Here is a 14,257-nt window from a genome sequence, read left to right as displayed (position 1 = left end):
TAGCGCCGATCCCGACCGGATCAGTAAGTTCGGTCGGGATATCCTGCTGGGGGGGCGCGTCGCTGTTGAACACGGTTTCCAGTTTTCCCTTTTCATGTCCGAATTCACCAGTTTGGCAGGCCGTCCCGATTGCCCGGCGCGGTTGTGACGAACCGGAAAAAGCACGTGTCGTTATTGACTCATGCTGCGCTCGCACAATAGGAGGGGTCGGTCCGATGGCATGGGGCGATCGGGACGGTTTTCCCTTATGGAGCACACCAAAAAATGTCTGAACTGCGCGATACCGCCATGACGTCCAAGGCCTGGCCTTTTGAGGAGGCGCGCCGGTTGCTCAAACGGTACAAACAAGGTGCTCCAGAGAAGGGATATGTGCTGTTCGAGACGGGCTATGGCCCCTCGGGGCTGCCGCATATCGGCACCTTTGGCGAAGTTGCGCGGACCACGATGGTCAAGCGCGCGTTTGAGGCGCTATCGGATATTCCAACCAAGCTGATCTGTTTCTCGGACGATCTGGACGGGATGCGCAAAGTGCCCAGCAATGTGCCGAATCCAGAGATCCTGGAGCAGCATCTGCAGCGCCCGCTGACCTCGGTGCCTGATCCGTTTGGTGAATACGACAGCTTTGGCGCGCATAACAACGCGATGCTGCGGCGGTTCCTCGATACCTTTGGGTTCGAGTACGAGTTCTATTCGGCCAAGGAGTTCTACGAATCCGGGCAGTTTGATGAGATTCTGAAACGTGCCGTCGAACGCTATGATGAGATCATGGCGATCTTGCTGAAAAGCCTGCGCGAAGAACGCCAGCAAACCTATTCGATCTTTCTACCGCTGCACCCCGAAAGCGGGCGGGTCATGTATGTGCCGATGAAAAAGGTCTGTGCCGAAACCTATACCGTGACCTTCGATGATGAGACGGGCAAGGAATGGACCGTTCCTGTCATCGGTGGCAACGTCAAGCTGCAGTGGAAGCCGGATTTTGGCGCACGCTGGGCAGCGCTGGGCGTAGATTTCGAGATGTATGGCAAGGAACATGCGACTAACGAGAAAATCTATGACGCGATCTGCCGGGCCTTGGGTGGTCGTGCGCCCGAGCATTTCTCGTATGAACTGTTTCTGGATGAGAACGGGCAGAAGATTTCGAAATCATCAGGCAACGGTGTGTCGATTGACGAATGGCTGACCTATGCGCCCACCGAGTCGCTGGCCTATTTCATGTATCAGAAGCCCAAGACCGCGAAGCGGATGCATTTCGATGTGATCCCGAAAGCTTATGATGAGTATCATCAGCAATTGCGGGCATATCCGGGGCAGGACCTGAAGGCACAGCTGAACAATCCGGTGTGGCATATCCATGGTGGGGATGTTCCTGAATCCACGCTGATGGTACCCTTTGCGATGCTGTTGAACCTGGCCTCGGTATCGGGGGCTGAGGATAAAGCGGCACTGTGGGGTTTTGTTCGCCGTTACGCACCTGAGGCCACGCCCGAGACGCATCCTGATCTGGATCAAGCGGCGGGCTTTGCAGTGCGCTACTTCAACGATTTCGTGAAGCCGACGCGCAAACATCGCGCGCCGACGGATCAGGAGCGTGAGGCGCTGGAAGCGTTGAAGGTGGCGTTGGAAGCCTATGACGGGCCGATGGAAGACGAGGCGCTGCAATCGGTGGTCTATTCCATCGGGCGCGAGCGGTTCGACCCTATGCGTGGCTGGTTCACAGCGCTCTACGAGGTTCTGCTGGGCGCGTCGCAAGGTCCGCGTTTCGGCGGCTTTATCGCGCTCTATGGCGTGCCTGAAACCATTGCCCTGATCGACAGCGCGCTAGCCGGAGAATTGGTCTGATTTGACCTGAAAGCGCGTGGGGCTACCCTTCGTCCAGGAGGTACCCCATGCGTCGTATTCTGCTTATTTTGTTTCTAAGCTTTGGATTGGCCCCGATCGCGGCGGCCCAGAAAGCCGAGATCGAAGCTAATATTGCGGCTCAGATACAGGCCTTCAAGGCGGATGATTTTGACACCGCCTTCACCTATGCTAGCCCCAATATTCAAAGGCTGTTCCAAAACCCCGACAATTTCGGCGCGATGGTGCGTGGTGGATATCCGATGGTTTGGCGACCGGCCGAGGTGCGGTTTCTGGAACTGCGTGAGATCGCGGGATTGCTCTGGCAAAAGGTGATGATTGTGGATGGGGACGGCCAGACCCACACACTGGACTACCAGATGGTTCAGCAGAACAATACCTGGAAAATCAATGGTGTACAGCTGCTACGCAACACTGATCCCTCTGCCTGACGCAACACCACCGTAACGGTGGGATGAACTGCGGTTAATTCCTTTTCGATACTCAGACTTTCGCGTTCGGGCTGGACCCGAGCACCGGGTTTGAACGTGTCGCTGTGATGCGCGACGCGATTGGGAAAGGGATTTCTATGAACAAGGCAATCACCGACGGCATCGTCTTCATGCCGCCTCAGTTCGCCAATGGGTTGGACGTTTGGTCCGCAGGGGATGGAACCCCGGGTACGCCAACTTATGCCGGTTCCGGCACAGGCGTGTTTGTTCCGGCGGATGCAGATTTTGGCGGCTGCCTTGAGATTCTGAAGGTCAATCCGACGCAGCAATTGCGTTACATGGGCCAAACACCGTTGCTGCCTGGCTGCTATTTGCAGATCAAGGCGCGCGTCAAAGCGATCAGCGGCCCGTTGCCAGAGGTGCGGATCGCGGCCTGGGCAGGTGGTGCCGGAGAGGTTCATGTTGACGGTGTGATCGAAGAGGGTCCCGCGACGCAGCTGTCCGGCTACGGCGAAGTGCATGAAATCACCGCCATCGTCGGAACCGGGCGCCGACCGGGTGTCGACATGCCGTGGGGCGTTTCAGCCTTGTACGGGCATTTTGGCCTGGACATTGAGGGTGCAAATGGCGCGCTGGTGCGTGTGGACAATATAGAAATTACAGACGTAACCGGCGTTTTCCTGCGCGAGATGATCAGCATCGTCGATGTTCGGGATTTTGGTGCAATTGGTGATGGTATCACCGATGATTCAGCTGCATTTGAGGCCGCTGACCAGGCCGCTGGCGGGCGTCGGATTTATGTCCCACAAGGCACATACCATCTGGGTGAGAACACCAGCATTGCGTCCGAGATGGATTTTGAGGGCACGGTTACGATGCCTGATGACAAGATGCTGCTGCTGACCAAGAATTTCGATCTGCCCGCCTATATCACTGCATTCGGTGATGAGGAGTTGGCCTTTAAGAAGGCGTTTCAGGCCTTGCTTAACAATGCCGACCACGACTCGTTGGATCTGGCGGGCCGGAAGATCTCGGTTACAAGTCCGATTGATATGGCCGCTGCTGTGCCAAACAAACAGGGTTTCTCGACACGTCGTATTATCCGAAACGGCCAGTTTGATGTCAAAAGCAGTTCGGATTGGGATACAGAGAGCTTCACTTCAGTTGCCACATACGACCCTTCGGATGCCACCCGCCTGACAGATGTGGCGAATGTGGCGAATATTCCCGTTGGTTCGTTGGTGCAGGGTGCGGGCGTCGGGCGTGAGATTTATGTGCGATCCAAGGATGTGGGCGCAGGTGAAATCACACTGAACGCACCGCTTTATGATGCTTCGGGAACGCAGACATACACCTTCCAGTCTTTCAAATACCTGCTGGATTTCAGTGGCTTCAGCACCTTGCGAAAATTTGGGATGGAGCAGATTGAATTCCAGTGTAACAGCCGATGCAGCGCCATTCGACTGGCTCCATCGGGCAGTACGTTTTCACTGACCGATTGCTTTGTCAGTCGTCCCAAGGATCGTGGCATCTCATCCATTGGCACGGGCTGCAAAGGGATGCTGATCGACAACTGCCAGTTCTTGTCGGCGGAAGAGTCCTTTATCGTCCCCGACCGAAACTCGATCGCGCTGAACACAAACGCGAATGATGTGAAACTGCGCCACAATCGTATCGTTCGCTTCAAGCACTTTGCCGTTGTCGGTGGCGACAACAACATGATCCTAGGCAACCACTTCTTCCAGGGCGATAGCATCCCGCAAGGCGTACGTACGGCTGGTCTGATCATGATCGGCACTTATAACAGTTCGACGATTGCCGAGAACTATGTGGATAACTGCTTCATCCAATGGACGAATGAACGGGATGCGGAGCCCAGCTACGTCTCGGGCTATTCTTTCAGCGCGATGAGTATCACCGACAATATCTTCTATTCCAGCGAAGCACCGCCTTGGTTCAGCTATATCGTGATCCGCCCGCATGGGCCCGGTCACTTCCTGAATGGTCTCGCGGTGACTGGAAACAAGTTCCGGTCCAGCAGCAGCAATATTGAACGCGCAGAACGCGTGGATACCACGTTTGCGGATCTCAACAAGGACGCGCACATCAACGTGACGTTTCAAAACAACACATATCATGGGGTCGACAAGAAGGCGGCTAACCCTTTGCGCGTACGGCACGATCAGAATACAGCCAGCAGTGCTTGGGTCATTGCAACGTCCGAAAATTTGCCGTTTGAAAGTAAAGCCCGTAGCTGCGATGCCGTCACAATGTTGGGTCCGATCCTCAGCACCTTTGGTTCTGCCAGGTTTTTTGAGCCCTATGTTGAACTCGAGCAAGGTAGCGATGGCAGCAGCATTCGTCTGCGATGGCCGGAAAGCTTGAGGGGCACTGCATCTGTTTTGATCCGTATGGAGCAATAGCTATCTGGACGGTCGCACAAAGGGCGGCCGTCTTTCTTTCGGGTTGCGCTTGTTAATTGGCCAGGAAATGGACGACATATCAATTCTCTGTGCTACGCTTGCTTTAGCCACAGGAGGAGCAGATGCCGACCATAGCAAAAAATGCCAGCGTACAGACTGTCATCACTACATTTGAAATGACCCCGGGCACCTGTCACGATCTGCTCGACGCGTTGACGGATGCTTATGCCGAGTTCATTTCGAAGCAACCCGGATTTATCTCGGCGGGGTTGCATGTGAACGATGCCCAGACCCGGATCGCGAACTATTCGCAATGGGAACGGCGCGAGGATTTTCTTGCCATGCTGCGCACGCCTGAGATGCGCGACCGGAACCGTAAGATCAACGAGATGTGCAAGAGCTTTGAGCCGGTCATGTATGATGTGGCCGACACATTTGATCGCCCTTAGCGAGCAATCTTCCTAGAGCCTGACGACCAATGTGCCACAGCTTTGATATGCTCAATGCGGATCGCCTCGGCTTCGCCACAAATGTGGTTTAGATTCGGGTCATGGATTTGGACAACACAGTGCAAAAGCCCTCGGGTCAGACCTCGAAGCCGACCAAGCGGCAATTGCGGGCCGAAGCGACACGCCGTAAGGCGCTGTCGCCGTTTCGGATTTCGCTCATGCTGCTTGCGTTGCCTGTGACCACGCTTCTGCTGGCGGTGAATATCTATATCCGGACGTCTGAGTATGACCGCAACGGAGCGATCCTGCACCTGATCGCCCTAACCGGCTGTTCAGCGCCCGAGGCGATTGGCTTTGGCCCGTTCCGCAAAGGCTATGCAGGCTATCACGAACGCTATGACCCGGATGGCAACGGGGTTTCCTGTGAAAGATCGGGGGGGTCGGTGCAGGTTCAAAGCACCCCCGCGCAACGCAGCACTGATGCGCCTGTACGCTCGGTCGGAAACGCGAAGTTCGTGCGGCCTTGAGCGTTGGGTGGGGTGACCCGCCGCCGTTATGAAAGCTGCGCGCCGGCGCAATCGCGAAAGATGCGAACCTCGGGAGCTGCACCATCCAAAGGAAACTCGGTAAGACCGTCTTGCGTAAAGGCATAGGCGGTTTGATTGTATTCCAGCCCATCCAGAACATTGCCAAACCCGGTATCCGTGACGGTCAGCGACGCCGCATTGTCCGACAACACATGGCGCGGCGTCGCGATTTCGATGGGCCTCGGGCCGTCAAAGCGCATGGCGAACCATGGGGTTTGCGTCCAACTTTCGGTCTTACGAGTGACGGTCAGCGTATAAAGCGGCTGAGACGGGTCGTAGGTCAGGAAGATTTCAGCATGGTCGGTGCTGTGTGACAGGGTGCAGATTTGCCCGACTGTCGCCTCCCACGCGGTGGCTGGGGTGGCGAGGATTATTGAGAGCAGGACGGTACGCATGAGCGGTAACCTAGGTGCCAATGGGCGTCGGGCAAGGATGGTGATCCGCTTCAACGATTGAGGCAGACCTGACGCGATACCACATGATTAAGGGCGCTGACGGATTTCCCTGAGAGCTGCGCTAGATCCTCGGCCAGCACCACGCGAGTGCCGCGCAACTTGTCTATGGCGCTTTGGACCTCATGCGTGCTGGGCAGGGTGTTTGGGTTTTTCATGGCAGCCGGTTGGGCTCACAATTTGTGATTTCAAACGTGAAGGAGTGAGCGCAGGGCTGCAAGGATGGAGTGTGGGATGTGACTTACCTACTCAGGCAAACGCTCATAACTCTTTCCTTAGTATCGCCGCCGTAGCGGGTGTTGGACGGCAGTGCGATCCAGTCTCTGTGCCGATAACTCCAAAGAAACGGCCAATTTTCGCTGCTACACGCCACTCCATGAGGGGACTGGTAACCATCAGATCGTTCCCGAATAGACTTGAACAAAGACGAACGTTCAATGATGCGCAACTCGGACGTTTTCGCATATCTTTTCATTTGCCATTGCACTTGCAGGTTTTGCAACGCGACCGGACCTAACACTGTAAGCATTGCGCCAACAATTATAGTCGGCACTTTTGCTTTGCCCGGTATGATCAAAGCGACTGCGGCCACCAAAAAAGCAAAATCAACGCCGCAAATACAAAAACAAAAAGTCTCGCGGTTAAAGCAATTCCCAGTAAAAATAGGATTGAGGCGGGCCACACAGCTAGCGCCAGGCTTGCTAAGCCGCCAAAGCTCGAATTTGCTCCAAGTCCCCAGATGATCATCAAAAGGAGTACGAACCATAGCATTGACAAGCTTTTGCCGGGCGACGCTTCGCGCCATCCTGCGAGCACACTTACCCATACCCAAACCATTGCTAGGAGTGAAATGATTCCGAGCAGTCCAACTAAAATAAAAAGCGTGATCAAAAAACTTTCCTACACCGATTGTATAAGAAGATAGTTTTCCTGCTTCGAGGCAAATTGCAACCATCAGTTGCGTGTCAGCCTACCTCTTCCGCCGCTTCACATTCCCACCCCGCTGCCCCGGCCGTCCAGCCGTTGACCGTCCGCGTGATTTCACCGCGTCTTCCGAGGCTTTCTCGACCGCCCATTGGCGCGCCATGGGGTCGTCGGCGACGGCCAGATCGACCGCTTCCAGACGTTTGATCTCATCCCGGATGTTGGCGGCCTCTTCGAATTCTAGGTTCTCGGCGGCTTTGCGCATTTGCTCACGCAGCCCGTCCAGATGGGCTTCGAGGTTCGCGCCGTGCATCGGTTTGTCGATGGTGGCGGTGACGCGGTTCATGTCGACATCGCCTTCGTAGAGCCCGGCCAGAACATCCTCGACGTTTTTCTTCACCGTCTCGGGCGTGATGCCGTGTTCTTCGTTATAGGCGAGCTGTTTGGCACGGCGGCGGTTGGTCTCGCCCAAGGCGCGCTCCATCGAGCCGGTAATCTTGTCGGCATACATGATCACCCGGCCATCGGCGTTCCGCGCGGCACGGCCGATGGTTTGGATCAGCGAGGTTTCCGAGCGCAGGAAACCCTCTTTATCCGCGTCCAGAATGGCGACCAGCCCGCATTCGGGGATGTCGAGCCCCTCGCGCAGCAGGTTGATGCCGACCAGCACGTCAAACGCGCCCAACCGCAGGTCACGCAGGATTTCGATGCGTTCCAGCGTGTCGATGTCCGAGTGCATGTAACGGACCTTGATGCCCTGTTCGTGCAGGTATTCCGTCAGGTCCTCGGCCATGCGTTTGGTCAGTGTGGTGACCAGCGTGCGATACCCATCGGCGGCGACCTTGCGCACCTCGTCCAGCAGGTCGTCCACCTGCATCGAGACGGGGCGGATTTCGACCTCGGGGTCCAGCAGGCCGGTGGGGCGGATCACCTGTTCGGTGAAGACGCCGCCGGTCTGTTCGATCTCCCATTTCGCAGGCGTCGCCGAGACAAAGACGGATTGCGGGCGCATGGCGTCCCATTCCTCGAACTTCAGCGGGCGGTTGTCCATGCAGGAGGGCAGGCGGAACCCGTGTTCGGCCAGCGTGAACTTGCGGCGATAGTCGCCCCGGTACATGCCGCCGATTTGCGGTACGCTGACATGGGATTCGTCGGCGAACACAATGGCGTTGTCAGGGATGAATTCGAAAAGGGTTGGGGGCGGTTCACCCGGCGCGCGGCCGGTCAGGTAGCGTGAATAGTTCTCGATCCCGTTGCAGACGCCGGTCGCCTCAAGCATTTCCAGATCGAAATTTGTGCGCTGTTCCAGTCGCTGTGCTTCCAGCAGTTTGCCTTCGCCCACCAGCTGATCCAGCCGGATGCGCAGCTCCTTTTTGATCCCGATGATTGCTTGGTTCATGGTCGGCTTCGGCGTCACGTAGTGCGAGTTGGCATAGACCCGCACCTGTTCCATCGTGGCGGCGCGTTCGCCGGTCAGCGGATCAAACTCAGTGATGGTCTCCAACTCCTCACCGAAGAACGAGAACTTCCACGCGCGATCCTCAAGGTGGGCAGGCCAGATTTCCAAGGAATCTCCGCGCACCCGGAACGAACCGCGTTGAAACGCCTGATCGTTGCGGCGGTATTGCTGGGCCACCAGATCGGCCATCACTTGCCGCTGGTCGTACTCATTGCCCACCTTCAGGTCCTGCGTCATCGCGCCATAGGTCTCGACCGAGCCGATACCGTAGATGCACGAGACCGAGGCGACGATGATCACGTCGTCCCGCTCCAACAGCGCTCGCGTGGCCGAGTGGCGCATCCGGTCGATCTGTTCGTTGATCTGCGATTCTTTCTCGATATAGGTGTCCGAGCGCGGCACATAGGCCTCGGGCTGGTAGTAATCGTAGTAGGATACGAAATATTCGACCGAGTTCTCGGGGAAGAAGCCCTTGAACTCCCCATAGAGCTGCGCCGCCAGCGTCTTGTTGGGGGCAAGGATGATCGCAGGGCGTTGCGTTTCCTCGATCACTTTGGCCATGGTGAAGGTCTTGCCCGTGCCGGTGGCACCCAGCAGAACCTGATCTCGCTCTCCGTCCTGAACCCCACCTGCCAGTTCTCTGATGGCTGTTGGTTGATCACCTGCAGGCGCAAATTCAGTGTGCATGACAAACTGCTTGCCGCCTTCCAGTTTCAGGCGGGCGCGCACGTCTTCTGCGGTCAGTTGGGTCTTGTCGGAATGGGCGTATGGCATGGGTAGGCTCCGGGTCAGGTCCCTACATTTGTTCTTATTTTGTCCATCTGCAAGGGCTGATCCGAGTATGATGTGGACTTATGCGGCTGAAATCAGGCTGCTGCGGTGTAGCGATGCCCATATCGTATTCAGGGATAGACTGGATTGATCCTGAAAACTGGGTTCGCGTGATCGTATAGACTCATCTGATGACATATTTTGTCATCAGATGAATCCGAAGTTTCCGGCGGTCGAAAAGTGTCGGCCCTATCGAAACGGGCGGGCCAATATGCTGACGCGGATCTACCCGGATACGCCAGCGCGTTCCAAAGCCTGATCAGGCCAATCCGTAATCTGTGCGGGATCGGTCACGATAATCTCGGGCCGCCCGGTGTCATTGTCGGGGAACATCTTGGTGGGGCCTGTGACATACGCATAGGAGCGGCGCGGTTGCTCCTCTCCATCCGCGCGGTAGCGGTTCAGGATCAGGTTCATTACATCTTCGCCACCGCCCACGTTCCCATTTGGAATGAACAACTGATACGGCTGGGTCAGGCTGCCGGTGTGAAACAGGATATGATCGCCAGAGGTGGGTGTGAAGTCACGCAGTTCTATGAACACTGTGGTTTCCTGGCCTGCTTTGGCGATCTCAACCAGGCGATCATAGTCCAGACGGGTGTTGAACATGTTGATCTCGGGGTTCCTGCGCTTGATTTCGCGGTAGCCTTCAATGATGCGTGCCCGCAGGTCCCACCAGGTTGTCAGGGCGGCGTAGTTGCGCATGACCGAGCCATTGTTGGCCACCTGGTCCCAAATGCCCAACGTTCCGGATTGCGCCATGCGTTCGGCCTCGCGATACCGGTCATGCAAATGGGCAAATTCGGCATAGCCGTATTTCTGGAAATAGGGTGAAAGACCTTCCTGAATCATCACCTGCTGAAAATCGGTGCCGTCTTCCAGTTCGAGATAGCACAGAACCCGACCAAAATTGCCTCGGTACTTCTGCAAGGCTTCGGCACGTGGCTCGTTTCCGGGCAGGATCAGTTTGACCGTATCCCCGGGCGCAATCAGTTCCTTGGCACGGTCGGAGGCGGCGTGACCAAGTGGGGTAACCGGCTTACTGCCAGCAAATACTTCTTCGGTATCAAGCGCTAGAATGCGCAGGCTCTCGCTTTTCTCGGCATCGTCCTCAAGAAAGACACGAACGGTATCCCCATCAACAACTCGGTCTACACGGGCGGTAAAAGATGTCCCTGACATCGGGCTTCTCCAATCAATTGAAACAAACACACTTAGGATACCATGTTTGCGCGACAGTTTGTTAACTGCTGCGCGTGCAGTCTTGCCCCTGACGCCGCACTGGCGCATAAACACGCCAGCCAAGTGAGTACGGAGAGGCGATATGCGCGCACGGATCTACCAGCCCGCCAGAAATGCGATGACCTCGGGAATGGCCAAGACCCGCAAATGGGTGCTGGAATATGCCCCTGCCTCAGCGCGCGAGGTTGATCCGCTGATGGGTTGGACCTCATCCAACGATACCCAGACCCAGGTGCGTCTGAAGTTCGACACCAAGGAAGAAGCGTTGGATTATGCCAAAGACAATGGCATCGATGCACAGGTAAGCGAGCCGCACAAGCGCAAACCCAACCTGCGGCAACGCGGTTATGGCGAGAATTTTGCCACCGACCGCCGCGCGCCCTGGACCCACTAAATGATCGAGATTCGCGCCGCTGATCCCGGATCAGAGGCTCTGCGCCCGATTATTGAGGCCCATCTTGCCCATAGTTGGGAGGCAACGCCGCAGACCTCAAATCATACTCTGGATGTCGAGGCTCTGCGCGCGCCCGAGATTCGGTTTTGGGGTGTTTTCGAAGATGATGTGGCGCTTGGGTGCGGAGCGCTCAAAACCCTTCCCGATGGCACGGCCGAGGTGAAATCGGTCCATGTCGTGTCGTCAGCACGCGGTCGCGGCCTTGCACGTGAGATCATGAACTATTTGGCTGACTTGGCCAAAGCTGAGGGAATTGCCGCGCTTGTACTGGAAACCGGCGCGGCCCATCTTTCCGAATACGACGCGGCACGCAAACTCTACGAGGCGCTGGGATATTCTTATTGCGGCCCGATCTTTGGCTATGAAGAAGATCCCAACAGCGCGTTCATGCGCTTGGCCCTTGAACCCCGCTTATAAAAACCGCAAGAAGGGCGCAGCGGTCCCTTAGCTCAACTGGATAGAGCAGCTGACTTCTAATCAGCAGGTTGAGGGTTCGAGTCCTTCAGGGATCGCCATTTCCAAAACGCTATGAAATCGCCCGTTTTTCTTGTGGGGCAGGGGCATTGCCTCAAATCACTTCTTCATTTCTACGGTCGCCCGAAGGTGGAGCTAAGCGACGGCACGTTCCGACAGGCTAAGAAAAGCAGAAAATCAGGTGGGGGTTCGAGGGGCTGGGTGAGGGGGTTTGGGCCAGCCCCTCGCAAGGGGGTTATTCAGTGGTAATGTTAACCGCTGATTCACAATCTAGCGAAAGCCGACGATCCGCGAAATTGGGGGATTCCCGTAGAACAGACGTTTTTTGTGTGGTCTCTGGGAAATGCTGTGGGAAAACATCGAGAATCCAACAGGCTGTTGCGCCCCAAAGGCCTGAAATTTCCAAGTGGTTCCGGCGTTTTGCTAATAAGGAGAGATTGCCGTAAAAAACATCTTGCAACCGGTTGCAAAAATTCACATTGTGAAACGCAACAGGATTCGGGAGAGATGCATGCTGAGTGTTGGACTGCTTGGGGCCGGTCGGATTGGGCGCGTTCATGCGCAGGCGATTGCGGCACATCCTGACAGCACCCTCTCTGCGGTCTCAGATGCGGTCGCGGACGCCGCCAGCCAGCTTGCAGGCGAATATGGTGCGCAGGTGCGCAGTTCACATGAAATCATTGCAGACCCCGCGATTGATGCCGTTCTGATCGCTACCCCGACTGATACGCATTCGGACCTGATCGAAGCGGCGACGCGGGCCGGCAAGGCGGTTTTGTGCGAAAAGCCGGTGGATCTGGACTTGCAGCGAGCGATGGCGTGTCAGGCCAACGTGGCGGATCATCAAAAGCCCATCATGATTGGGTTCAACCGCCGGTTTGACCCGAATTTTTCAGCGATGAAAGCCGCTTCAGACGCCGGAGAGATCGGCAAGACCGAGCTGCTTTCGATCACGTCCTTCGATCCGGCACCGCCACCTGTAAGCTACATCAAAGTGTCTGGTGGGTTGTTTCGGGACATGATGATCCACGATTTTGATATGGCGAACTACCTTATGGGTGACTTGCCTGTGGCGATTTCCGCCGTTGGCTCAGCGGTGGTTGATCCCGAAATCGGACAGGCCGGGGACGTTGATACAGCTGTCGCGACACTGACCTATTCGGATGGTCGGATCGCTGTCATCAAGAACTCGCGCCGCGCAGCCTATGGCTATGATCAGCGGGTCGAGATGCTGGGGTCTGAAGGTCTGTTGCAGGCCCAGAACGTGCTGGAAAACACCGTGATCAAATCCACCGCCGATGGCGTTGTTGGTGCAAAGCCGACCTATTTTTTCCTCGAGCGATACATAACTGCCTACAAGGCTGAATGGGCCGCTTTTGTCGAGGCGATCACGGCGGGTCAAGCTGTCCCGGTCACGCTGGAAGACGGTGTCGCGGCGCTGGCCATGGCCGAGGCGGCGACCCAATCCGCCCGGTCCAGAAAGCCGGTTCAACTCAATGATATTTTGAAACCGGTTGCAAAATGAGCGAATTCATTCAAACTGAACGCAGCTCGGAACTTAGCCCGAGCCTCGGAGATTCGGCCTGGCCGGATGAACAGGGGTAAACGCCCAGAGCAAAAATCGACGGTTTTTATGGGAGGAAACCAAATGAACAAATTTGTAAAAAGTGTTCTTGCGGCCAGCGCGCTTGCGGTTGCAGCCGCGACAGGTGCTGCAGCAGAAGGCGAGAAGTACATTCTGGTCAGCCACGCGCCTGACAGTGACAGCTGGTGGAACACGATCAAAAACGGGATCGCGCTTGCAGGTGATCAGATGGGTGTTGAGGTTGAATACCGCAACCCGCCCACCGGAGACCTTGCCGACATGGCGCGGATCATCGATCAGGCGGCAGCCTCGGGTCCGAACGGGATCATCACCACTCTGGCTGACCCGGATATTCTGGAAGGCCCCATCAAGGCCGCTGTGGATTCCGGTATCGACGTGATCATTATGAACACCGGCACGCCCGAAAAGGCGCGCGAAGTGGGTGCGCTGATGTATGTCGGGCAGCCCGAATATGATGCGGGGTATGCCGCTGGCCTACGTGCCAAAGGCGATGGCATCGGGTCGTTCCTGTGCGTGAATCATTACATCGTTCAGCCGTCCAGCCAAGAGCGCTGCCAGGGTTTCGCAGATGGTCTGGGTATTGAGCTGGGCGAGCAGATGATCGATGCGGGTCAGGACCCGGCAGAAATCAAGAACCGCGTACTGGCCTATCTGTCGGCCAATCCGGATACGGATGCCGTGTTGACGCTTGGTCCGACATCGGCTGACCCGACCATCCTGGCCCTGCAGGAAAACGGCATGGCTGGTGACATCTATTTCGGCACCTTCGATCTGGGTGGTGAAATCGTGAAGGCGATCAAAGACGGCACCATTCAGTGGGGGATCGACCAGCAGCCCTTCTTGCAGGCCTACCTGCCGGTTGTTGTGATGACCAACTACCACCGCTATGGCGTTCTGCCCGGCAACAACATCAACTCGGGCCCCGGTTTTGTAACTGCTGACGGCCTTGAGAAAATCGAAGAATTCGCGGGCGAATACCGCTGATCTTCAATAGTCGAGCGGGCGTGATCTGACGCCCGCTCAACCCAATTTTCTTATTCTTCGGGATCACCCGCGAGGGGAGGACCT

General features: G+C 56.4%; 14 protein-coding genes and 1 tRNA gene. 10 read left to right on the top strand and 5 right to left on the bottom strand.

The window, feature by feature from the left end; translation table 11 throughout:
- Nucleotides 1-264 precede the first annotated feature (264 nt).
- The 5 genes from ACR0DH_RS09430 to ACR0DH_RS09410 all read left to right on the top strand — a co-directional run bounded on the left by ACR0DH_RS09430 (nt 265) and on the right by ACR0DH_RS09410 (nt 5,687).
- Nucleotides 265-1,839, top strand: coding sequence for a lysine--tRNA ligase (locus ACR0DH_RS09430; protein WP_480548668.1), 1,575 nt, complete (start codon nt 265-267; stop codon nt 1,837-1,839).
- 47 nt (nt 1,840-1,886) lie between these two features.
- The gene (locus ACR0DH_RS09425) at nt 1,887-2,288 is read left to right on the top strand and encodes a DUF4864 domain-containing protein (RefSeq protein ID WP_480548670.1); all 402 of its coding nucleotides are present in this window, start codon (nt 1,887-1,889) and stop codon (nt 2,286-2,288) included.
- A 137-nt stretch (nt 2,289-2,425) separates the two neighbouring features.
- A complete protein-coding gene (locus ACR0DH_RS09420; protein ID WP_480548672.1) occupies nt 2,426-4,711 on the top strand; it encodes a glycosyl hydrolase family 28-related protein in 2,286 nt (761 codons plus the stop codon).
- 122 nt (nt 4,712-4,833) lie between these two features.
- Nucleotides 4,834-5,160, top strand: coding sequence for an antibiotic biosynthesis monooxygenase family protein (locus ACR0DH_RS09415; protein WP_480548674.1), 327 nt, complete (start codon nt 4,834-4,836; stop codon nt 5,158-5,160).
- Nucleotides 5,161-5,261: 101 nt separating this feature from the next.
- Nucleotides 5,262-5,687, top strand: coding sequence for an excalibur calcium-binding domain-containing protein (locus tag ACR0DH_RS09410; RefSeq protein WP_480544282.1), 426 nt, complete (start codon nt 5,262-5,264; stop codon nt 5,685-5,687).
- 26 nt (nt 5,688-5,713) lie between these two features.
- On the opposite strand, the gene ACR0DH_RS09405 is transcribed toward ACR0DH_RS09410, so the two are convergent.
- From ACR0DH_RS09405 to ACR0DH_RS09385, 5 genes are all read right to left on the bottom strand, one after another.
- Nucleotides 5,714-6,142: a hypothetical protein gene (locus tag ACR0DH_RS09405; RefSeq protein WP_480548676.1), complete on the bottom strand. Its 429-nt coding sequence runs from the start codon at nt 6,140-6,142 to the stop codon at nt 5,714-5,716.
- Between the two features lie 50 nt (nt 6,143-6,192).
- Entirely contained in the window at nt 6,193-6,357 is a 165-nt protein-coding gene (locus tag ACR0DH_RS09400; RefSeq protein ID WP_480852350.1) for a hypothetical protein, read from the bottom strand.
- A gap of 415 nt (nt 6,358-6,772) precedes the next feature.
- Nucleotides 6,773-7,090, bottom strand: coding sequence for a hypothetical protein (locus tag ACR0DH_RS09395; protein ID WP_480548678.1), 318 nt, complete (start codon nt 7,088-7,090; stop codon nt 6,773-6,775).
- Between the two features lie 79 nt (nt 7,091-7,169).
- On the bottom strand, nt 7,170-9,356 hold the full coding sequence (uvrB, locus tag ACR0DH_RS09390; protein ID WP_480548680.1) for an excinuclease ABC subunit UvrB: 2,187 nt from the start codon (nt 9,354-9,356) through the stop codon (nt 7,170-7,172).
- A 282-nt stretch (nt 9,357-9,638) separates the two neighbouring features.
- Nucleotides 9,639-10,595, bottom strand: coding sequence for a thermonuclease family protein (locus ACR0DH_RS09385; protein ID WP_480548682.1), 957 nt, complete (start codon nt 10,593-10,595; stop codon nt 9,639-9,641).
- Between the two features lie 142 nt (nt 10,596-10,737).
- On the opposite strand from ACR0DH_RS09385, the gene ACR0DH_RS09380 reads away from it, so the two are divergent.
- From ACR0DH_RS09380 to ACR0DH_RS09360, 5 genes are all read left to right on the top strand, one after another.
- A complete protein-coding gene (locus tag ACR0DH_RS09380) occupies nt 10,738-11,049 on the top strand; it encodes an ETC complex I subunit (RefSeq protein ID WP_353011777.1) in 312 nt (103 codons plus the stop codon).
- Entirely contained in the window at nt 11,050-11,526 is a 477-nt protein-coding gene (locus ACR0DH_RS09375; protein ID WP_480548684.1) for a GNAT family N-acetyltransferase, read from the top strand.
- A 21-nt stretch (nt 11,527-11,547) separates the two neighbouring features.
- Nucleotides 11,548-11,624: transfer RNA gene (locus tag ACR0DH_RS09370), tRNA-Arg, on the top strand.
- A gap of 470 nt (nt 11,625-12,094) precedes the next feature.
- Nucleotides 12,095-13,108 carry an inositol 2-dehydrogenase gene (gene iolG, locus ACR0DH_RS09365; protein WP_480548686.1) on the top strand — a complete coding sequence of 338 codons (1,014 nt, stop codon included), beginning with the start codon at nt 12,095-12,097 and terminating at the stop codon, nt 13,106-13,108.
- Nucleotides 13,109-13,231: 123 nt separating this feature from the next.
- The gene (locus ACR0DH_RS09360) at nt 13,232-14,173 is read left to right on the top strand and encodes a sugar ABC transporter substrate-binding protein (protein ID WP_480548688.1); all 942 of its coding nucleotides are present in this window, start codon (nt 13,232-13,234) and stop codon (nt 14,171-14,173) included.
- Nucleotides 14,174-14,257: the final 84 nt, after the last annotated feature.

It is taken from the genome of Ruegeria sp. I1, assembly GCF_056532675.1.
Note: the sequence above shows the minus strand (reverse complement) of the source record. Positions and strands in the feature narration are given on the sequence as shown.

What these genes read in the sequence shown, in the direction of transcription:
- ACR0DH_RS09430 (WP_480548668.1), top strand. Translation starts at nt 265, where the DNA reads ATGTCTGAACTGCGCGATACCGCCATGACGTCCAAGGCCTGGCCTTTT.
- ACR0DH_RS09425 (WP_480548670.1), top strand. Translation starts at nt 1,887, where the DNA reads ATGCGTCGTATTCTGCTTATTTTGTTTCTAAGCTTTGGATTGGCCCCG.
- ACR0DH_RS09420 (WP_480548672.1), top strand. Translation starts at nt 2,426, where the DNA reads ATGAACAAGGCAATCACCGACGGCATCGTCTTCATGCCGCCTCAGTTC.
- ACR0DH_RS09415 (WP_480548674.1), top strand. Translation starts at nt 4,834, where the DNA reads ATGCCGACCATAGCAAAAAATGCCAGCGTACAGACTGTCATCACTACA.
- ACR0DH_RS09410 (WP_480544282.1), top strand. Translation starts at nt 5,262, where the DNA reads ATGGATTTGGACAACACAGTGCAAAAGCCCTCGGGTCAGACCTCGAAG.
- ACR0DH_RS09405 (WP_480548676.1), bottom strand. Translation starts at nt 6,142, where the DNA reads ATGCGTACCGTCCTGCTCTCAATAATCCTCGCCACCCCAGCCACCGCG.
- ACR0DH_RS09400 (WP_480852350.1), bottom strand. Translation starts at nt 6,357, where the DNA reads ATGAAAAACCCAAACACCCTGCCCAGCACGCATGAGGTCCAAAGCGCC.
- uvrB (WP_480548680.1), bottom strand. Translation starts at nt 9,356, where the DNA reads ATGCCATACGCCCATTCCGACAAGACCCAACTGACCGCAGAAGACGTG.
- ACR0DH_RS09385 (WP_480548682.1), bottom strand. Translation starts at nt 10,595, where the DNA reads ATGTCAGGGACATCTTTTACCGCCCGTGTAGACCGAGTTGTTGATGGG.
- ACR0DH_RS09380 (WP_353011777.1), top strand. Translation starts at nt 10,738, where the DNA reads ATGCGCGCACGGATCTACCAGCCCGCCAGAAATGCGATGACCTCGGGA.
- ACR0DH_RS09375 (WP_480548684.1), top strand. Translation starts at nt 11,050, where the DNA reads ATGATCGAGATTCGCGCCGCTGATCCCGGATCAGAGGCTCTGCGCCCG.
- iolG (WP_480548686.1), top strand. Translation starts at nt 12,095, where the DNA reads ATGCTGAGTGTTGGACTGCTTGGGGCCGGTCGGATTGGGCGCGTTCAT.
- ACR0DH_RS09360 (WP_480548688.1), top strand. Translation starts at nt 13,232, where the DNA reads ATGAACAAATTTGTAAAAAGTGTTCTTGCGGCCAGCGCGCTTGCGGTT.